The sequence below is a fragment of the Azonexus sp. R2A61 genome, assembly GCF_021401135.1.
Taxonomy (GTDB): domain Bacteria; phylum Pseudomonadota; class Gammaproteobacteria; order Burkholderiales; family Rhodocyclaceae; genus Azonexus.
Map to the genome: position 1 here is coordinate 879,627 of NZ_JACBFO010000001.1, position 19,076 is coordinate 898,702.

Annotated in this window: 23 protein-coding genes; 20 read left to right on the plus strand and 3 right to left on the minus strand. The window is 63.9% G+C overall.

Translation table 11 applies throughout. The features are described 5' to 3' along the window. Positions 1–13: 13 nt before the first annotated feature. From hisB to tatC, 10 genes are read left to right on the plus strand one after another with little or no spacing between them, the layout of a single operon-like run. Positions 14–601: an imidazoleglycerol-phosphate dehydratase HisB gene (gene hisB / locus L0962_RS04360; protein WP_234084600.1), complete on the plus strand. Its 588-nt coding sequence runs from the start codon at positions 14–16 to the stop codon at positions 599–601. Next, positions 601–1,242, plus strand: a complete 642-nt coding sequence (hisH, locus tag L0962_RS04365; RefSeq protein ID WP_234084602.1) for an imidazole glycerol phosphate synthase subunit HisH — start codon at positions 601–603, stop codon at positions 1,240–1,242. Before hisB ends, hisH begins: the two co-directional genes overlap by 1 nt. 28 nt (positions 1,243–1,270) lie before the next feature. Next, a complete protein-coding gene (gene hisA / locus L0962_RS04370) occupies positions 1,271–2,011 on the plus strand; it encodes a 1-(5-phosphoribosyl)-5-[(5-phosphoribosylamino)methylideneamino]imidazole-4-carboxamide isomerase (protein WP_234084604.1) in 741 nt (246 codons plus the stop codon). Continuing rightward, positions 2,008–2,769 (plus strand): imidazole glycerol phosphate synthase subunit HisF, encoded by a 762-nt coding sequence (gene hisF / locus L0962_RS04375; protein ID WP_367398016.1) that lies wholly within the window; start codon positions 2,008–2,010, stop codon positions 2,767–2,769. The genes hisA and hisF overlap by 4 nt, the downstream gene beginning before the upstream one ends. A gap of 26 nt (positions 2,770–2,795) precedes the next feature. Beyond that, positions 2,796–3,194, plus strand: coding sequence for a phosphoribosyl-AMP cyclohydrolase (gene hisI / locus L0962_RS04380; RefSeq protein WP_234084616.1), 399 nt, complete (start codon positions 2,796–2,798; stop codon positions 3,192–3,194). Next, positions 3,191–3,520: a phosphoribosyl-ATP diphosphatase gene (locus L0962_RS04385; protein ID WP_234084618.1), complete on the plus strand. Its 330-nt coding sequence runs from the start codon at positions 3,191–3,193 to the stop codon at positions 3,518–3,520. Before hisI ends, L0962_RS04385 begins: the two co-directional genes overlap by 4 nt. Next, positions 3,517–3,867, plus strand: coding sequence for a histidine triad nucleotide-binding protein (locus L0962_RS04390; protein ID WP_234084620.1), 351 nt, complete (start codon positions 3,517–3,519; stop codon positions 3,865–3,867). Before L0962_RS04385 ends, L0962_RS04390 begins: the two co-directional genes overlap by 4 nt. A 10-nt stretch (positions 3,868–3,877) precedes the next feature. Next, positions 3,878–4,108: a Sec-independent protein translocase subunit TatA gene (tatA, locus tag L0962_RS04395; protein WP_234084622.1), complete on the plus strand. Its 231-nt coding sequence runs from the start codon at positions 3,878–3,880 to the stop codon at positions 4,106–4,108. A gap of 39 nt (positions 4,109–4,147) precedes the next feature. After that, positions 4,148–4,567 (plus strand): Sec-independent protein translocase protein TatB, encoded by a 420-nt coding sequence (tatB, locus tag L0962_RS04400; RefSeq protein WP_234084623.1) that lies wholly within the window; start codon positions 4,148–4,150, stop codon positions 4,565–4,567. Further along, entirely contained in the window at positions 4,564–5,385 is an 822-nt protein-coding gene (tatC, locus tag L0962_RS04405) for a twin-arginine translocase subunit TatC (protein ID WP_234084626.1), read from the plus strand. The genes tatB and tatC overlap by 4 nt, the downstream gene beginning before the upstream one ends. Here the strand turns inward: tatC and L0962_RS04410 are convergent. Further along, entirely contained in the window at positions 5,375–6,196 is an 822-nt protein-coding gene (locus L0962_RS04410; RefSeq protein WP_234084628.1) for a class II glutamine amidotransferase, read from the minus strand. The two genes, tatC and L0962_RS04410, sit on opposite strands and share 11 nt — an antisense overlap. A gap of 10 nt (positions 6,197–6,206) precedes the next feature. Further along, a complete protein-coding gene (locus tag L0962_RS04415; protein WP_234084630.1) occupies positions 6,207–7,364 on the minus strand; it encodes a Do family serine endopeptidase in 1,158 nt (385 codons plus the stop codon). 18 nt (positions 7,365–7,382) lie between these two features. On the opposite strand from L0962_RS04415, the gene L0962_RS04420 reads away from it, so the two are divergent. Then, entirely contained in the window at positions 7,383–8,129 is a 747-nt protein-coding gene (locus L0962_RS04420; protein ID WP_234084640.1) for a Nif3-like dinuclear metal center hexameric protein, read from the plus strand. A gap of 4 nt (positions 8,130–8,133) precedes the next feature. Here the strand turns inward: L0962_RS04420 and L0962_RS04425 are convergent, their stop codons facing one another. Beyond that, positions 8,134–9,075 (minus strand): hypothetical protein, encoded by a 942-nt coding sequence (locus L0962_RS04425; protein ID WP_234084642.1) that lies wholly within the window; start codon positions 9,073–9,075, stop codon positions 8,134–8,136. 78 nt (positions 9,076–9,153) lie between these two features. Between L0962_RS04425 and L0962_RS04430 the strand changes: the two genes are divergently transcribed. The 9 genes from L0962_RS04430 to L0962_RS04470 all read left to right on the plus strand — a co-directional run bounded on the left by L0962_RS04430 (position 9,154) and on the right by L0962_RS04470 (position 19,076). Further along, complete coding sequence (locus tag L0962_RS04430; RefSeq protein ID WP_234085087.1) at positions 9,154–9,855, plus strand: fumarylacetoacetate hydrolase family protein; 702 nt, start codon at positions 9,154–9,156, stop codon at positions 9,853–9,855. A gap of 10 nt (positions 9,856–9,865) precedes the next feature. After that, the gene (locus L0962_RS04435; RefSeq protein ID WP_234084644.1) at positions 9,866–11,203 is read left to right on the plus strand and encodes an MATE family efflux transporter; all 1,338 of its coding nucleotides are present in this window, start codon (positions 9,866–9,868) and stop codon (positions 11,201–11,203) included. A gap of 136 nt (positions 11,204–11,339) precedes the next feature. Further along, positions 11,340–12,500: an ADP-forming succinate--CoA ligase subunit beta gene (sucC, locus tag L0962_RS04440; RefSeq protein WP_234084646.1), complete on the plus strand. Its 1,161-nt coding sequence runs from the start codon at positions 11,340–11,342 to the stop codon at positions 12,498–12,500. Between the two features lie 11 nt (positions 12,501–12,511). Further along, a complete protein-coding gene (gene sucD, locus L0962_RS04445) occupies positions 12,512–13,405 on the plus strand; it encodes a succinate--CoA ligase subunit alpha (RefSeq protein ID WP_028994454.1) in 894 nt (297 codons plus the stop codon). A 75-nt stretch (positions 13,406–13,480) separates the two neighbouring features. Next, positions 13,481–14,437 carry an ornithine cyclodeaminase family protein gene (locus tag L0962_RS04450; RefSeq protein WP_234084648.1) on the plus strand — a complete coding sequence of 319 codons (957 nt, stop codon included), beginning with the start codon at positions 13,481–13,483 and terminating at the stop codon, positions 14,435–14,437. 132 nt (positions 14,438–14,569) lie between these two features. Then, positions 14,570–15,385, plus strand: coding sequence for a Stp1/IreP family PP2C-type Ser/Thr phosphatase (locus tag L0962_RS04455; RefSeq protein WP_234084650.1), 816 nt, complete (start codon positions 14,570–14,572; stop codon positions 15,383–15,385). A 16-nt stretch (positions 15,386–15,401) separates the two neighbouring features. Further along, entirely contained in the window at positions 15,402–16,091 is a 690-nt protein-coding gene (locus tag L0962_RS04460; RefSeq protein ID WP_234084652.1) for an FHA domain-containing protein, read from the plus strand. A 16-nt stretch (positions 16,092–16,107) separates the two neighbouring features. After that, positions 16,108–18,312 carry a CHASE2 domain-containing protein gene (locus L0962_RS04465; RefSeq protein ID WP_234084654.1) on the plus strand — a complete coding sequence of 735 codons (2,205 nt, stop codon included), beginning with the start codon at positions 16,108–16,110 and terminating at the stop codon, positions 18,310–18,312. Next, positions 18,309–19,076: a 3',5'-cyclic-nucleotide phosphodiesterase gene (locus L0962_RS04470; protein WP_234084656.1), complete on the plus strand. Its 768-nt coding sequence runs from the start codon at positions 18,309–18,311 to the stop codon at positions 19,074–19,076. Before L0962_RS04465 ends, L0962_RS04470 begins: the two co-directional genes overlap by 4 nt.

The following is a 19,076-nucleotide window of genomic DNA, read 5'->3' on the forward strand; positions in this document are numbered from 1 at the left end:
GCGCCGATCTCCCATGCGGCAAGCCGAAGTCACTCGCAATACCCTGGAAACCCGGATCACCGTCAAGGTGAACCTCGACGGCAGCGGTCAGGGCAAGTTCGCCACCGGCGTTCCCTTCCTCGATCACATGCTCGACCAGATCGCCCGTCACGGCCTGGTCGACCTCGATATCGCCGCCGACGGTGATCTGCACATCGATGCGCACCATACCGTCGAGGATATCGGCATCACGCTCGGCCAGGCGCTGGCGCAAGCCTGGGGCGACAAGAAGGGACTGACCCGTTACGGGCACAGCTACGTGCCGCTCGACGAGGCGTTGTCGCGCGTCGTCATCGACCTGTCCGGTCGTCCCGGGCTCGAATTCAATGTTGAGTTCACGCGGGCGGTGATCGGTCAGTTCGACGTCGACCTCATTTCCGAATTCTTCCACGGCCTGGTCAACCACGCCGGCATGACGCTGCACATCGACAACCTGCGCGGCAAGAATGCCCACCACCAGGCCGAGACCGTGTTCAAGGCCTTCGGCCGGGCGCTGCGCATGGCGGTGACGCCGGACGCGCGGATGGCCGGCTGCATGCCGTCGACCAAGGGCACGCTGTGATGGCTGGCCGGACGATCGCCGTCATCGATTACGGCATGGGCAACCTGCGCTCGGCCGCCAAGGCGGTTGAGCATGTGGCCGATGGCGCCACCGTCGTCGTCACCGCCGATCCGGCGGTGGTTGCGGCTGCCGAACGCGTCGTTTTTCCCGGTCAGGGGGCGATGCCCGACTGCATGCGCGAACTGGAAGCGCGCGGCCTGCGCCAGGCCGTCCTCGATGCCGCCCGCGACAAGCCCTTCCTCGGCATTTGCGTTGGCGAGCAGATGTTGTTCGAAAAAAGCGAGGAAGGCGACGTTGCCGGCCTCGGCATTTTCCCCGGCGTGATCCGGCGTTTTCCGGACGAACGGATGGTTGACCGCAAGGGCGACCGGCTGAAGGTTCCGCACATGGGCTGGAACGAGGTCTGGCAGAAGCCGCATGCCTTGTGGCAGGGCATTGCCGATGGCGCCCGTTTCTATTTCGTGCATAGCTACTGTCTGCAGGCCATCGATCCGGCATTGACCATCGGCACCACCGACTACGGTGTGCCCTTTACCTGTGCGGTGGGCCGGGATAATATCTTCGCGGTCCAGTTTCATCCCGAGAAAAGCGCTCGCGACGGACTGCAACTCCTGAAAAACTTTGTCGAATGGCGCCCCTGATCGGCGTCTGTCATTTTTTGGTTTCCCCATGCTGATCATTCCCGCTATCGACCTGAAGGACGGCCATTGCGTCCGTCTCAAGCAAGGCCTGATGGAGCAGGCCACGGTTTTTTCCGAGAGCCCGGCCGAACAGGCTCGCCATTGGCTGAACCAGGGCGCCCGCCGCCTGCATCTGGTTGACCTCAACGGCGCCTTCGCCGGCAAGCCGAAGAACGCCGCGGCGATCAAGGCGATCCTGGCTGAAGTCGGCGACGAGATTCCGGTGCAGCTTGGCGGCGGCATCCGCGACCTCGATACCATCGAGGCCTGCCTCGACGGCGGCCTCTCCTACGTCATCATCGGCACCGCTGCGGTGAAAAACCCCGGCTTCCTGCACGACGCCTGTACTGCCTTCCCTGGCCACATCATCGTCGGCCTCGATGCCAAGGACGGCAAGGTGGCGACCGACGGCTGGTCGAAGCTGACCGGCCACGATGTCGTCGGCCTCGGCAAGAAATACGAGGACTACGGCGTCGAGTCGATCATCTACACCGACATCGGCCGCGACGGCATGCTCTCCGGCATCAACATCGAAGCCACCGTGCGCCTGGCGCAGGCGTTGACGATTCCGGTGATCGCTTCCGGCGGTCTGTCCAACCTCGACGACATCCGCAATCTGTGCGCGGTCGAAGGCGAGGGCGTCGTCGGCACCATCGCCGGTCGCGCCGTCTACGACGGTTCGCTCGACTTCAAGGCGGCGCAGGAACTCGCCGACGAGCTGGGCGCCTGATGCTCGCCAAGCGCATCATTCCCTGCCTCGACGTCACCGCCGGCCGCGTCGTCAAGGGCACCAACTTCGTTGGCCTGCGCGACGCCGGCGACCCGATCGAGATCGCCCGCCGCTACAACGAGCAGGGCGCCGACGAAGTGACCTTCCTCGACATCACGGCGTCGTCCGACCAGCGCGACATCATCCTGCACATCGTCGAAGCCTGTGCCGAGCAGGTCTTCATTCCGCTGACCGTCGGCGGCGGCGTGCGCAAGGTCGAGGATGTGCGCCGGCTGCTCAACGCCGGGGCCGACAAGGTGTCGATGAACACGGCCGCGGTACAGAATCCGGACCTGGTCTTCGATGCCTCGAGCAAGGTCGGTTCGCAATGCATCGTCGTCGCCATCGACGCCAAGCAGACCGCGCCGGGCGAGTGGCATGTCTTTACTCACGGCGGTCGCAACGACACGGGGATTTCCGCGGTCGACTGGGCGAAAAAGGTGGAAATGCTCGGCGCCGGCGAGATCCTGCTGACCAGCATGGACCGCGACGGCACCAAGAACGGTTTCGACCTGGCGCTGACCCGCGCCGTCTCCGATGCCGTGAAGATTCCGGTGATTGCCTCGGGCGGTGTCGGCAATCTGCAGCATCTCGCCGACGGGGTCACGGAAGGTCGTGCCGATGCAGTGCTCGCTGCCTCCATCTTCCACTTCGGTGAATACACCGTGCGCGAGGCCAAGGAATACATGGCGGCACGCGATATCGAAGTCCGCCTCTGACGGTCGACGACCCGGAAAAGCGAAAAATGGCCGATCTCGACAACGCGCTGCCCTGGCTCGACGCCCTCAAATGGGACGCCGACGGCATGATCCCGGCGATCGCCCAGGATGCGGCCGGGCGCATCGTGATGTTCGCGTTCATGAACCGTGAGTCGCTGATTGAGACGGTCCGTTGCGGCAACGCGGTATACTGGTCGCGTTCGCGGCAGCGCTTGTGGCGAAAGGGCGAGGAATCCGGTCACAGCCAGAAAATCCGCTCGATCCGTACCGACTGCGATGGCGACGTGCTGTTGCTCGAGGTCGAACAGGTCGGCGGCATCGCTTGCCATACCGGTCGCGAAAGTTGTTTCTTCAACGAGTTGCAAGGGGAGCGCTGGGTTCCCGTCGATCCGGTTCTGAAAGACCCGAAGGACATTTACCAATGAGCACGCACGACATCCTGCATCGCCTGTCCGAGACCCTGGCTTCCCGTCGCCATGCCGATCCGGAAAAATCCTATACGGCCAAGCTGTTCTCGGAAGGTCCCGATTCGATCCTGAAGAAGATCGGCGAGGAATGCGCCGAACTGATCATGGCCGCCAAGGACGGCAAGCGCCTGAACATCGTCCGCGAATCGACCGACGTCGTCTATCACATCCTCGTCCTGCTCGCCTTCTACGGTCTGTCGATCGAGGACGTGTCGCAGGAAATGCGCCGCCGCGAAGGCATTTCCGGTATCGACGAGAAGGCCTCGCGGAGCGCCGGCAAGTGAGCGACTGCCTGTTCTGCAAGATCGTTGACGGCCGGATTCCGACCAGCAAGGTCTATGAAGACGAGCTGATCCTGGCGTTCAAGGACATTCAGCCACAGCGGCCGGTTCATATTCTCGTCATCCCGAAGAAGCACATTACGTCGCTGGCCACGGTCGACGCCGGGGATGCGGAAATTCTCGGCCGGATGCTGGTCAAGGCCAACGAGATTGCGGTGGCCGAGGGCAGTCCGAACGGTTTTCGGGCAATCATCAATACCGGTGAGGTCGGGCAGCAGGAAGTGCCTCACCTCCATTTGCACATCGTCGGCGGGCCGGATCCGGTCGGTCCGATGCTGAAACGACTTTAGGAGACATGACATGGGTTCTTTTTCCATCTGGCACTGGCTGATCGTTCTCGTCATCGTGATGCTGGTCTTCGGGACCAAGAAACTGCGCAACGTCGGCCAGGATCTGGGCGGCGCCGTGAAGGGTTTCAAGGACGGCATGAAGGAAGCCAACGCGACCGCCGAGCCGGAAGCCGCCAAGCCGCAGCAACAGGTTGGCGGTCAGACGATCGACGTTGAAGTTTCCGAGAAAACCAAGTCCTGATTGCGTACTGCGGTCGACGTGGCCGCAGGGTGAAAATTCATGTTCGATATCGGTTTTTCCGAACTGCTGGTGATCGGCATCGTCGCGCTGGTCGTGATCGGCCCCGAGCGGCTGCCGCGCGTGGCGCGCACGCTCGGCCATCTGCTGGGCCGGGCGCAGCGCTATGTCAACGACGTCAAGTCGGACATCAACCGCGAGATGCAGCTCGACGAGCTGAAACGCTTGCAGGCTCAGGTCGCCGAATCCGCCCGCTCGCTGGAAACGTCGGTCCGCAAGGAATTCGACGGCGTGCGCAGCAGTGTCGAAGCGCCGGCTCAGGCGCTGGCCAGCGAGGTGGACGAGGCCGTCAAGTCGGTGTCCAGCGAGGTTCAGTCTGCCGCCGAGCCTCAGGCACCCGTTGATCAACCGCCGGCGGCCGACGCTCTGCCGCGAGATCCGGCCGACAAGTCCCCCGCATGACCGAACACAACCAGGAAGAATCCTTCGTCTCGCATCTCGTCGAGTTGCGCGATCGCCTGTTGCGCAGCCTGATCGCCATTGCTGTGGTGATGGGCGGGCTGGCCCTGTATCCGGGGCCGGGTGCGATCTACGATTTCCTCGCCGCACCGCTTACCCAGGCTTTGCCGGAAGGCACCAAGATGGTGGCGATCGGCGTCGTGACGCCGTTCATGATTCCGTTGAAGGTGACGGCGATGGTCGCCTTCGTGGTGGCATTGCCTTACATCCTTCTCCAGGCCTGGGGCTTCATCGCACCGGGGTTGTATGCTCACGAGCGGCGGCTCGGCCTGCCGCTGATCGTGTCGAGCACGCTGTTGTTCCTGCTCGGCATGTCCTTCTGTTATTTCTTCGTCTTCGGACAGGTCTTCCACTTCATCGCCAACTTTGCGCCCAAGAGCATCACGCCGGCGCCGGATATCGAAGCCTATCTGTCCTTCGTGATGACCATGTTCCTGGCTTTCGGTCTGGCTTTCGAAGTGCCGGTGGCGCTGGTCGTGCTGGTCAAGCTGGGGGTTCTGAACGTCGAGAAGCTCAAGGAAGGACGGGCTTACTTCATCGTTGGCGCCTTTGTCGTGGCCGCGGTGGTGACGCCGCCTGACGTTGTTTCTCAACTGGCTCTGGCCATTCCGATGTGCCTGCTCTACGAACTCGGCGTGCTGGCCTCGCGCTTCGTCTCGCGGCCGCGACCGGCCGAGGCCCCCGCCGAAAGCGCCAGCGATGTCGATCTCGACGCCGAACTCGATAGCGCCGAGGAAGCTTTCCGCAAACTCAAGGATTGACCGCTGCGGCGGTTTTCTGCGGCCCCGGCCGGGTTTGTCGCATGCCGATCGGCGAGCCGTCCGAGAATCGCCACAAGGTGCCGGCCGGCATCGTGGTCCAGACTTCGTTATCGGTCAGCGGTGCGGTCGCGATGACGGCGACGCGATCGGTGGTGCCGGTAACCCGGCTGAAATCCACACTGACGTCCTGATCGTTCAGATGCGCTTCGGCAAAAGGGGCCTGCCGGACGATATAGCTCAGTCGGGTCGAGGCGTGGGCGAACAGACAGTCGCCGTTCGACAGCAGGAAATTGAATTCGCCGTAGGCGGCGATTTCCAGGGTCAACGCGTGCAGCAGATCGAAAATGGCTTCGTCGCAGGGATGGTCGTGGGTCGGGAAGCGCTGGCGGAACGATTGCAGCAACCAGCAGAACGCCCGCTCGCTGTCGGTCGTGCCCACCGGGGTGAAACTGCCGTCGAGCGACGGCTGGAAGTCGATCAGATTGCCGTTGTGCGCGAATATCCAGTAGCGACCCCAGAGTTCACGCATGAACGGATGGGTGTTCTCGAGCTTGACTGAGCCCTGGGTTGCCTTGCGAATGTGGGCGATCACGTTGCGCGAGCGGATCGGATAGCGCCTGACCAACTCGGCCACCGGCGATGTGCTCGACGGCAGCGGATCGAGAAAGAGGCGGGTTCCAGCGCCTTCGAAGAAGGCAATGCCCCAGCCGTCCGAATGCACATCGGTCGCCCCGCCCCGCGCCTGGAAGCCTGTGAAGGAAAAACAGATGTCGGTCGGCACGTTGCAGTTCATGCCGAGCAGCTGGCACATCGTTTTCTCCTCAGTCGCGGGCGTCGCGCAAGGCCGGTCGCTTGCCGATGCGGACATCCAGTTCGATGATGTTGCGCTCGCGACGGACCCGGAAACGGGCGTTCTCGTTCGGCGTCAGCGCAGCGATCAGGTCGAGCATCACCTGCGGGTCGCTGACCGCCTTGCCGCCGACGGCGAGCAGCACGTCACCCGGCCGGATGCCGGCGCTGTCGGCCGGGCTGCCGCGCACGACCCCGGCGATCAGCGCACCGTCGGTGTCGGGCAGACCGAAGGATTCCGCCAGCTCGGCAGTGATTTCCTGGGCTTCGACACCGATCCAGCCGCGCGTCACGGCGCCGTTCTGGATGATCTGTTCCATGATCGAGCGGGCGCTGGAGACCGGGATGGCGAAGCCGATACCGTGGTTGCCGCCGGTACGCGAGTAGATCGCGGTATTGATCCCGACCAGATTGCCGTGGGCGTCGACCAGTGCGCCACCCGAGTTGCCCGGATTGATCGCGGCGTCGGTCTGGATGAAATTCTCGAAGGTGTTGATGCCCAGGTGCGACCGGCCCAGTGCGGAGACGATGCCCATGGTTACCGTCTGGCCGACGCCGAACGGGTTGCCGATGGCCAGCACGACGTCGCCGACGCGCAGGTTGTCCATCTGGCCGAAGGTAATTGCCGGCAGCTTGCCAGCCTTGATCTGCAGGACGGCCAGGTCGGACTCGGGGTCGCTGCCGACTACCTTGGCCTTGTAGGTCTTGCCGTCGTTGAGTGCGACCTGGATGTCGTCGGCCGCCTCGACGACGTGATAGTTGGTCAGGATGTACCCGTTTTCGGAAACGATCACCCCGGAGCCGAGACCGGCATTGCGCTGGCTCGGTCCTTCCGGGCGCTCGCCGAAGAAATGGCGGAAGATCGGGTCGTCGAACAGCGGATGGCGCTGCTGCCGGATTTCCTGCGTGGTGTAAATGTGCACGACCGAGGGCAGGGCGGCGCGGGCGGCTTCTCGATAGGAGGAGACCGGGCCGGAATTGTCGCCATCCTCACCGCTCCGGCTGGCTTCGTGCAGGGCGACCACGCGTGGCCCCTGGGGCAGCCATTCCGGCTTCAGCGTCGATACCGTGAAGATGATGGCCAGCGCAACGGTGACCGTTTGTGCAAAAATCAGCCACAACCTGTACATGAATGACCGTGCCTAGCGATGAAACTTGAAGAATTGACCCGTTATCTCGACGAATTGCTGCAACCGTCGAAGTTCCGCGATTATTGCCCAAATGGCCTGCAAGTGGAAGGCTGCGACCATGTCGAGCGCATCGTGGCTGGCGTCACGGCCAGCCAGGCATTGCTCGATTACGCCGTGGCCGAAGGCGCCCAGGCGGTGCTGGTGCATCACGGATACTTCTGGAAAGGCGAGGACGGGCGCATCACCGGCATTCGCCGCAAGCGTCTGCGTGCCCTGCTGCGCAACGACATCAGTCTGCTGGCCTACCACCTGCCGCTGGATGCGCATCCGGAACTGGGCAACAACGCGCAATTGGCCGCCCTTTTCGGGTGGACCGCAGAAGGGCGTTTCGGCGATCAGGACATCGCCTGGCTTGGCCGCGTCGACGCGCCGTGTTCGCTGGCCGAATTGCGTGCCGGCATGGCGGCGACGCTCGGCCGCCAGCCGCTGTCGATCGGTGACGACGGGCGGCGCGTCGAGCGCATCGCCTGGTGCACCGGTGGTGCCCAGGGTTATTTCGAGCAGGCGATCGCACTGGGCGTCGATGCGTTCGTGTCCGGGGAAATTTCCGAACAGACGGTTCATCTGGCGCGGGAAAGCGGTGTGGCCTACCTGGCCGCCGGGCACCATGCTACCGAGCGTTACGGGGCGAAAGCACTGACCGCGCATCTGGCGGAGAGGTTCGGACTCGATTGCCGTTTCGTCGATCTCGACAACCCGGTCTGAACGTTCAGCTGATCAGCCGGTCTTCGCGCAGCGCCAGTCGCCGGTTTACGAACTGGATGGCAAATGCGCTCAGCACGCCGCCGAGCAGTGCGCCGAATACCAATTCCAGCCACTGTCGCCATTGTCGTGAGGTTTTTGCCACGCTGACGGCGTCGACCGCAGGAGGCGGAAGCGGCGGCGTCATCTGCGCCGGTGCAGCCATGGTCAGCCGGGTTTCCTGGCGCAAGGCCAGCGCGTCGGCCGCCGCGGTCGGCAAGCGGCTTTCCAGTCGGGCCAGTGATTCATTCAACTGATTGAGGCTGGTTTCCAGGCTCAGCAGTCGGCCTTCCGTTTCGCTGCGGATGCTGGGCGGCAGCCCGCTGTCGATGAGGTTCGAGGCGCCGAGCTCCAGTCGGTCCCGGCTGGGCCGGGCGACCGTGCGAGGTACGGCGGCGGCTTCTGCGTTGCGCGGACGGGCTTGAACCCGTTCGGCGCGCGGGCGCGGTGCTTCGGCACCTGGCGCCCGTCGGCGTTCGCCGGCCACGGCCTGTTGGCGTGCGTTGCCGGCGGCAGGCGGTGCGCTTTCCACGCTGTGCACAATGTCTTCCGGGGCTTGCGGCAGCGCCACGTAATCGCGCCGGATGCCACCGCCGCAGGCAATCTCGACGCGGATGGCCAGCAGCGGGTCACGGACCGGTGCATGGCCGCGGATTTGCAGGCGGGCCTCGCCTTTGTCCGAAATCGTCAGGCGTGCCGAGGTGATCGATGGAAAATCGCTGTCGGGGACCGGCAACAGGCGAAAGCAGTCGCTGCCGATTCTTTCTTCCGGCGCCAGACGGATCGGAATGTCGGCGCGAAAGGGCTCACCGATCCGTGACAGCGTGCGCAGTTCGCCCAGACCAACAGCGCCCGCGAGCGCCGGGATCAGGAGTGTCAGACAGAAAAAAGCGGGTTTGGCGATCGGCACGGCGGGTAAAATTTCAACTGGGCGCTTCGGTTGCGAAGCCGAAGTATTGCATAAACGCCGGATTATGACTTGATCATCATGGATTTCCTGTTTTCTCCGCCGCTCCAGCCGGTCTTGCCGATCGTCGGCGATGCCCGGCTGTTCCCGGTTCGACGCATTTTCTGCGTCGGCCGGAACTACGCCGAACATGCCAGGGAGATGGGCGCTACAGCCCAGGCCGACGGCCTCGAGCCACCGTTTTTCTTCATGAAGCCGGGCGATGCGCTGGTCGGCGGTGGCGGCGATCTGGCGGTGGCCTATCCGCCGCAGACGGGCAACCTGCACCACGAGGTGGAACTGGTTGCCGCCTTGTCCGGCGGCGGGGCCGATATTGCGGTCGACCGCGCGCTGGATCTGGTTTTCGGCTATGGCGTCGGCCTCGACCTGACGCGCCGCGATCTGCAGGCCCGGGCCAAGGAGAAGGGCCATCCCTGGGACATGGGCAAGGGGTTCGACCAGTCGGCGGTTTGCGGGGCGCTGCAGCCGGCGGCCCGGATCGGCCATCCGTCGGTCGGGCGGATCCGGTTGACGGTGAACGGTCAGGTTCGGCAGGACGGCGATCTGGCCCAGATGGGCTGGAAGGTTGCGCAGATTGTCGCCGAGCTGTCGAAAAGCGTGCGTCTGGCGGCGGGCGATCTGATCTATACCGGGACGCCGGCCGGCGTCGGGCCGCTGCACCGCGGCGATCGTCTGCATGGCGAGATTGCCGGCGTCGGCGAATTGTCGGCACGGATCGTTTGAGTCGTCGCCGTTGAGTCTTTTCGCCGCGGCCCGCAGCCTGCTCGGTCATGCCTGGCCGGTGCTGGTCGCCCAACTGGCGTCGGTCGGCATGATGGTTATCGACACCGCCGTGCTGGGGCATGTCAGTGCCGCCGATCTCGCAGCCGTGGCGATTGGCGGGGGGATTCACGTTTCCATCGTGTTTGCGCTGGTCGGCATCCTGCAGGCGGTGGCGCCGGTCGTGGCCCAGTTGCACGGCGCCGGCCGCGATGGCGAGGTTGCGGGTGTCCTGCAGCAGGGATTCTGGCTGGCCTGCCTGCTCGCGCTGCCGGGTATGGCTTGCCTGCTGGCACCGGGCGCGTTGCTGACGCCTTTCGATGTCGATCCTGCGGTCGACCGCAAGGTTCGCGAATATCTGGCGTTGCTCGCCTGGGGGCTGTTGCCGGCCTTGTGCTACCGGACTTTCTACGCCTTCTGCAATGCGCTGGGCCGGCCCCGGGTGCTGATGGCAATCGGTGTTGTTGCGCTGCTGCTGCATGGCGGGCTGGCCTGGGGTTTTGCGGCGCGTGGCTGGGCCGGCGAACCGCTGGGGGTGGCGGGGTGCGCGCTGTCCAACGTAATCATTGCCTGGCTCGCTTTTGCCGCCGGCAGCGCCTATCTGGCCCTGGGGCCGTTGCGCCGTCTGCGCCCCTTCGCCGACTGGCGGCCGCCACATTGGCCGACCTGGCGCGAATTGCTGCGTATCGGCCTGCCGATGGGCTTTTCCAATTTCGTCGAGATTTCGGCCTTCACGCTGGTGGCGCTGTTCATTGCGGCACTGGGGCCTGATGTCGTGGCCGGGCATCGTATCGTCGCCAATCTGTCGGCGCTGAGCTACATGTTGCCGTTGTCGCTCGGTATCGCGGTATTGTCGGCCGTTGGTCTGTCGATCGGCCGGCGCGACTGGCCGGCCGTTCGCCGGAGCGTCCATGCGGCGCTGGGCCTGGCTGCCGGTCTGTCGCTGCTTCTCGGCCTGCTGCTCTGGGCCTTCGCTGAAACGCTCGGCACGTTGTATACCGATGATCCCGCCGTGGCGGCAATTGCCATCTCACTGATCGTCTATATCGCGATCTACCAGTTCGTCGATGCCTTGCAGACGGTTGCCGGCCACGTGTTGCGCGCCTGCCGTGTGACCTTCGTGCCGATGCTGGTGCAGACGGTCTGTTTCTGGGGGATCGGATTGGGCTTGGGAAGCTGGCTTTGCTACCGCGGCCCGATGCTTGGCGTGGCGGGATTCTGGCTGGCGGCGGTGCTCAGTCTGGTGGCTGCGGCCGGACTGCTTTTGCCCTTGATGTTCAAGGCTTTACGCAGCCTTGAACAAGCTCCGTAATTATGAATTCTGGGCCGCGATAAATTGCCGCGGCTGTGGTAAGATTTTTGGCTCGAAGAAGTAGAAAACCGGGCGGGGTCGGGGGACTCTAGGCGCCGCTCATTGCTCGCAACTCAACTCAACGCAAGGAAAGCGCATGAAAATTCACGAATATCAGGGCAAGCAAATCCTGAAGAAATTCGGCGTTACGGTTCCGCGCGGGATTCACTGCACGACCGTCGATGATGCGGTCAAGGCAGCCGAAACCCTGGGCGGCAAGGTCTGGGTCGTCAAGGCGCAGATTCACGCTGGTGGCCGTGGCAAGGGCGGCGGCGTCAAGGTCGCAACCTCTCTGGAAAAAGTGCGCGAATACGCCAGCCAGATTCTCGGCATGCAACTGGTCACGCACCAGACCGGCCCGGAAGGCCAGAAGGTTCGTCACCTGCTGATCGAAGAAGGTGCCGACATCCAGCACGAATACTACGTTGCTGCGCTGACCGATCGTGCGACCCAGTCGGTCGCCATCATGGCCTCCTACGAAGGCGGCATGGACATCGAAGAAGTCGCCCACAAGACCCCGGAAAAGATCGTCAAGGTCTTCGTCAACCCGCTGGTCGGCCTGACCGACGAGCAGGCGCTGACCCTGGCCAAGGGCATGGGCATGAACGAAGCCTCGATCCCGCAGTGCGTCGATACGCTGAAGAAGCTGTACACCTGCTACATGGAAACCGACGCTTCGCTGGCCGAAATCAACCCGCTGATCCACGAAGCCGACGGTACCGTCAAGGCGCTCGACGCCAAGTTCAACTTCGACTCCAACGCCCTGTACCGTCAGGAAGAGATCGTCGCCATGCGCGACCTGGACGAAGAAGACGCTGACGAAATCGAAGCGTCCAAGTTCGACCTGGCTTACATCTCCCTCGACGGCAACATCGGCTGCCTGGTGAACGGTGCCGGTCTGGCCATGGCCACCATGGACACGATCAAGCTGTTCGGCGCCGAGCCGGCCAACTTCCTCGACGTCGGCGGTGGCGCGACGACCGAGAAGGTCACCGAAGCCTTCAAGATCATGCTCAAGAACACCAAGGTCAAGGGCATCCTGGTCAACATCTTCGGCGGCATCATGAAGTGCGACACCATCGCCACCGGCGTCGTCGCTGCGGCCAAGGAAGTCAATCTGTCGGTGCCGCTGGTCGTCCGCATGAAGGGCACCAACGAAGACCTGGGCAAGAAGATCCTCAAGGATTCCGGCCTGCCCATCATCTCTGCCGATTCCATGGCTGAGGCCGCCACCCAGATCGTTGCCGCGGTCAAGTAAGGAGCCACCGAATGTCTATCCTGATCAACAAGAACACCAAGATCATCACCCAGGGCATCACCGGCAAGACCGGTCAGTTCCACACGGAAAAGTGCCAGGAGTACGCGAACGGCAAGGAGTGCTTCGTTGCCGGCGTGAACCCGAAGAAGGCCGGCGAGTCGATCTTCAACATCCCCATCTACGCTTCGGTCAAGGAAGCCGCCGCTGAAACCGGTGCCACCGTGTCCGTCATCTACGTGCCGCCCGCCGGTGCTGCTGCCGCGATCTGGGAAGCTGTCGAAGCCGACCTCGATCTGGCCATCTGCATCACCGAAGGCATCCCCGTCCGCGACATGCTGATGGTGCGCAACAAGATGAAGGAAAAGGAAGCCAAGGGCGGCAAGAAGACCCTGCTGCTCGGCCCGAACTGCCCCGGCCTGATCACCCCGGACGAAGTGAAGATCGGCATCATGCCGGGTCATATCCACCGCAAGGGCCGCATCGGCGTGGTTTCCCGTTCCGGCACGCTGACCTACGAAGCCGTCGGTCAGCTGACCGAACTGGGCCTCGGCCAGTCGTCCGCCGTCGGTATCGGTGGTGACCCGATCAACGGTCTGAAGCACATCGACGTCATGAAGATGTTCAACGACGATCCGGATACGGATGCCGTCATCATGATCGGTGAAATCGGCGGTCCGGACGAAGCCGAAGCCGCCCAGTGGTGCAAGGCCAACATGAAGAAGCCGATCGTCGGCTTCATCGCTGGCGTGACCGCCCCGGCCGGCAAGCGCATGGGCCATGCTGGCGCCCTGATTTCCGGTGGTGCTGACACCGCTGATGCCAAGCTCGCCATCATGGAAGAGTGCGGTTTCAAGGTCACCAAGAACCCGTCGGAAATGGCCAAGCTGCTCAAGGCCATGCTGTAAACTTCGAGCCTTGCTCGACGAAGAAGGCGGGCCGCGTGCCCGCCTTTTTTTCGTCCATCTTCCGGAGAACGAATCATGGCGGTATTCCTGACCGAAAACGACGTCAAACAGGTGTTGACCGTGGACATGGCGCTGGCCGGCGTCGAATCGGCGCATCGCGACCTGGCGCTCGGCCAGGCGGTCGATGCGCCACGCCAGCGCAGCCGCCTGCCGCAGACGGTGCTGCACATCCTCCAGGGCGCCTTGCCGGCGCAGGGCGTGCTCGGCTACAAGGCCTACACCAGCAACCGTTCCGGCAACCGCTTCCTGATCCATCTGTTCGATGCGGCGACCGGTCTGCACAAGGCCGTGATCGAGGCCGACTACCTCGGGATGATGCGCACCGGTGCCGCCAGCGGCGTCGCCGCGCGCTGGCTGGCGCGGCCGGATGCGACGGTGGCCGGCGTCTTCGGCAGCGGCTGGCAGGCCGAGGGGCATGTGCGGGCGATCTGCGCCGCGCTGCCGCTGGAAACGGTCAAGGTGGTCGGACGCAAGGTGGACAAGCTGCAGTCCTTTTGTGCCCGGATGAGCGAGTTGACCGGACGACGCATCGTGCCGGCGGCCGATGCCGAAGATGCGGTGCGCGATGCCGATCTGGTCGGTACCGTGACGACCGCCGCGCAGCCGCTGTTCGATGCCGACTGGCTCAAGCCGGGCGCGCACATCAACGGGGCCGGCTCGAACGCGTTGATCCGTCAGGAGCTCTCCGAGGCAACAGTGCGTCGCTGCAGCCTGATTGCCGTCGATACCGTCGCCACGGCGCTGGCCGAAGCCGGCGACCTGTTGCCGTTGCTCGAAAAGGGGCGGTTGCATGCCCGGCAACTGGTCGAACTGGGCGAGATCATCGTCGGCCGGCATGCTGGCCGCAGCGATGGCGGACAGCTGACGCTGTTCGAGTCGCAGGGTCTGGCCATTCAGGACCTCGCGCTCGCGTTGCGGGTCCTTGAAGCCGCTCAGGCGCAGGGCTTGGGGCGAGAGATTCCATTGCAATAAAGATTTGACCGGCCAGGGCTGCCGGGGCAACATTACGGGCTCGGACCGGGGCGGGCCCCGACAACAAGAGGAAACAATGGTGCGAACGGCATTCCGGACCACCGCGCGGCATGTCCGCCGGGAGGCGTCCGCATGAAACTGGGGCAGGTCTTGGAGATGGTGGCGCGCACCGACCCCGGTCTCGTTCGTTCGCACAACGAGGACGCAGTTTTCGCCGATCCGGAGCTCGGTGTTGCGATTCTCGCCGACGGCATGGGCGGCTACAGCGCCGGGGAAGTGGCCAGTGGCATGGCCACCATGCTGCTGTCGAGCAGTTTCGCCCGTCTGGTGCCGACCCTGGTGCCGGAGGCCCTGAATGACGGTGGCGGCCCGGTCCAGTTGCTCAACGACGAAATCTGTTCGGCCAATGCGGCGATCTTCAATGCCTCGCAAAGCGAAACAAGCTATGCCGGCATGGGCACGACGCTGGCAATGGCCTGGTTCCTCGACAATCGGGTCTATGTCGCGCATGTCGGCGACTCGCGCGTCTATCGGCTGCGCGGCGATCGTCTGGAGCAACTGACACGGGATCATTCGCTGTTACAGGAGCAACTGGATAATGGCATGATCAGCGAGGAAGAGGCCCGCTATTCGGCGACGCGCAATCTGGTGACGCGGGCGCTGGGCGTCGAGCCCGAAGTCGAGGTCGAAATCCATGTGCACGACGCGTTGGCCGGCGATCTTCTGTTGCTCTGCTCGGATGGCCTGAACGACATGCTCGACGACGACGAGATTGCCACCACCTTGCGCGTCATGGGCGGACATCTGGCGCAGGCGGCGGATCGTCTGGTCGAACAGGCCAACCTGCTGGGCGGGCGGGACAATGTCTCGGTGGTGCTGGCGCGTGTCGATGGCGAGTTTTCGGTGGCTGGCGGTTGGTGGGAACGTTTGTTGGGCAAACTGAAGTGATATCGGGGAAACGATAATGGCAAAGCTGATCCTCTCCATGGACGGACTGGTTCTCAAGGAAATCCAGCTCGACCGCGAACGCCTGACCATCGGCCGCAAACCGCACAACGACGTGCAGATCGACAATCTGGCAATCTCCGGCGAGCATGCCGTGGTCGTCACCATCCTGGAGGATTCCTTCCTCGAGGACCTGAACAGCACCAACGGCACGCTGGTCAACGGCCAGCCGATCAAGAAGCATTTCCTGCGCAACAACGACATTGTCGAGCTCGGCAAGTACAAGCTGAAGTACATGACCGACGGCCAGGCCGTGGCGGCGGATGCCGATCCGGTGGCGGCTGCGCGTGCAGTCGCCCAGAAACTGCCGGGTGAGCTCAAGCTGGAGCCGACCGATACCGGCATCCGTTCCAACTTCGGTACGGTGTCGCGACCGACGGCCGTGCCGCCGGCGGCCATCCAGTTGCTCAGCGGGCCGAATGCCGGCAAGGAACTGCTGCTGACCAAGACGCTGACAACCCTGGGCAAACCGGGGATGCAGGTGGCGGTGATTGCCAAGCGCCCGCACGGCTATTTCATCACCCACGTTGAAGGCGAACAGTTTCCGGTGGTGAACGGTCAGGCGCTCGATGCCCAGGCACACCCGCTGGGCGACCACGACGTGATCGAGATTGCCGGCATCAAGATGGAGTTTTTCCTCAAGGTCTGAGCACGAGGGCGGACACATGAAGCGACATCGGGTCCGCCTGCTGCTGGGCTTGGGCATGCTGCTGCTGGTCCTCGGCCACGCCTTCGAGGAATGGCGGGTGCCGCTGATCAATGTCCTTGATGCCTATCTCTACGATGCACGCATGCGCGTGTTGATGCCGGACACGGTCAACGAACGCGTCGCTGTGGTCGATATCGACGAGAAAAGCCTGGCCGCGCTGGGCCGCTGGCCGTGGCGCCGCGACATCGTCGATCAACTGATACGGCGCCTGAGTGACGAGTACAAGGTGGCGCTGGTCGGTTTCGACGTCGTCTTCGCCGAGCCGGACGACAGTTCCGGTCTGGCTGCGCTGGAAAATCTGGCGCGCGGCCGGTTGCGCGACGATGCCGGGTTTTCCGCCGCACTGCCCGAACTGCGTCGCACGCTGGATTACGACGCTCGCCTGGCCGAGACGATGCGCACTCGTCCGGTGGTGCTCGGCTATTACTTCTCGAGCAACGAATCTTCAGGCCGGCTGCCGCCGCCGTTGGCTTTCTCGCCGGCCGACAAGGAACTGCTGTGGGCGACCATGGCGTGGCCCGCCTACGGCGCCAACCTGCCGACGTTGCAGGCGGCAGCGGGAAGCGCCGGGCATTTCAACCCGGTCATCGATTTCGACGGCGTCGTGCGCCGCGTGCCGCTGGTGGTCGAACATGGCGGCGAGTACTACGATGCCTTGGCGGTTGCCATGCTGCGGCGACTGGTTGGCGACGGTACGCTGAACCTCGACGTGCCGGAGGCCGGCGGGGGCGTCGAATCGCTGAAGATCAGCGGTCGCGCCGGCACACTGAGCATTCCCGTGGGCCGCGATCTCAGCGCGCTGGTGCCCTATCGCGGCGGGGAGCGCAGTTTCCCCTACTTTTCTGCGGTCGACGTGGTGCGGGGCCTGGTTTCCCGGGAAGCGCTGGCCGGTCGGATCGTACTCGTCGGGACCAGTGCGCCGGGGTTGAACGATCTGCGGTCGACGCCGGTCGGCGGCGCTTATCCCGGGGTCGAAGTTCACGCCAATCTGCTTGCCGCCGTGTTGGCCGGCGAGGTACCCAGCAAGCCGGCCTACTTCACGACGCTCGATCTCGGTCAGTTGCTGCTGGCCGGCGGCTTGCTGATTTTCCTGCTGCCGCGCCTGTCGCCGGTGCGTGCCACCTTGCTCACCGCTGGCGTGCTGGCGGTGCTGGTTTTGTTCAATTTCTGGCTGTGGACCGCAGGATACGCGCTGCCGCTGGCCGCGGCGTTGCTGCTCGTGCTGGCTTTGTTCGTGCTCAACATGTCCTGGGGATTCTTCGTCGAATCGCGTTCCAAACGCCAGTTCGCCGAACTGTTCGGCCAGTACGTGCCGCCCGAACTGGTCGACGAGATGGCACGCGACCCCGAGAGTTACAGCATGGACGGACGCAACGAGACGCTGAGCATCCTGTTCGCCGATGTGCGCGATTTCACCAGTCTGTCGGAAGGCATGGAGCCGCGCGAACTGACCCGGCTGATGAACGAATACCTTGGTGCAATGACCGATGTGATCCGCGCCCGGCGCGGCACGCTGGACAAGTACATCGGCGACGCGATCATGGCTTTCTGGGGCGCGCCGGTAGCCGACCCGGAACATGCCGCCAACGCGGTGTCGACCGCGCTGGCCATGCAGGAGGCCGTCCGCCGGCTGGAAGCGCCTTTCGTCGCCCGTGGCTGGCCGGTGCTGCGCATTGGCATCGGCATCAATACCGGCCTGGTGACCGTCGGCGACATGGGCTCGCCGGTGCGCAAGGCCTATACGGTGATGGGCGACGCGGTCAATCTGGCCTCCCGTCTCGAAGGGGTCACCAAACTCTATGGAGTCGGCGTGGTCGTCGGTGAACAGACCCGGGCGCTGTTGGCGGCGCAGTTTGCCTTCCGCGAACTGGATCGGGTGCGGGTCAAGGGCAAGGCGCAGGCCGTCGCCATTTTCGAGCCGCTTGGCCCGTTGACCGCAGACGATGCGGCAGAGCGGCAGCGGCTCGCGCAGTGGGCGGATTTCCTCGTCGCCTATCGGGCCCGTGACTGGGCGGCGGCCGATGCCTTGCTGCAGCCCTTGCTGCAATCCGAGCCGGCTTGCCGTCTGTATGCGCTGTATGCTGAACGACTTGCGCGGTTCCGCGTCGAACCGCCGGCGGCCGACTGGGACGCCGTGACCCTACTTGGAGCGACAACATGAAATTGCGGGTTCTCGGCTGCAGCGGTGGTATCGGCGGACGCAGCCAGCGCACCACCGCGCTGCTGGTCGACCACGACATCCTGATCGATGCCGGCACCGGTCTGGGGGAACTGTCGATTGCCGAACTGGCGGTGATCGACCATGTTTTCCTGACCCATACCCATCTCGATCACATCGCCGCGCTGCCCCTGCTGATCGATACCGTGGCCGACCGACGCAACCAGCCGCTGACCGTCTACGGCACGGATTCGGTGCTGACCATCCTGCGCAATCACATCTTCAACTGGGCGATCTGGCCGGACTTTTCGGAACTGCCGACGCCCGAGGCCCCCTTCCTGCGCTTCGAAACCTTGCCGCTGGGCGGTCATGTGCAACTGGGCGCGCGCCGGATCACGCCACTGCCGGTCGATCATACGGTTCCGGCCGTCGGTTACTGGCTGGATTCCGGACAGGGCAGCCTGGTGTTCTCCGGCGATACCGGGCAATGCGATGCCCTGTGGCGGGCGGTCAATCGCATCGTCAACCTGCGCTATCTGCTGGTCGAATGCGCCTTCTCGAATCGCGAGCGCGAACTGGCGCGGATTTCCCGTCACCTTTGCCCGGACCTGCTGGCCAGCGAGTTGCAGAAGCTGGAACGGGAATGCGAGATTTACATCACCCACCTGAAGCCGGGGCAGATCGAACTGACCATGGAGGAAATTGCCAACTGCCTGAGCAATTTCCAGCCCCGCATGTTGCAGAACAACCAGGTCTTCGAGTTCTGA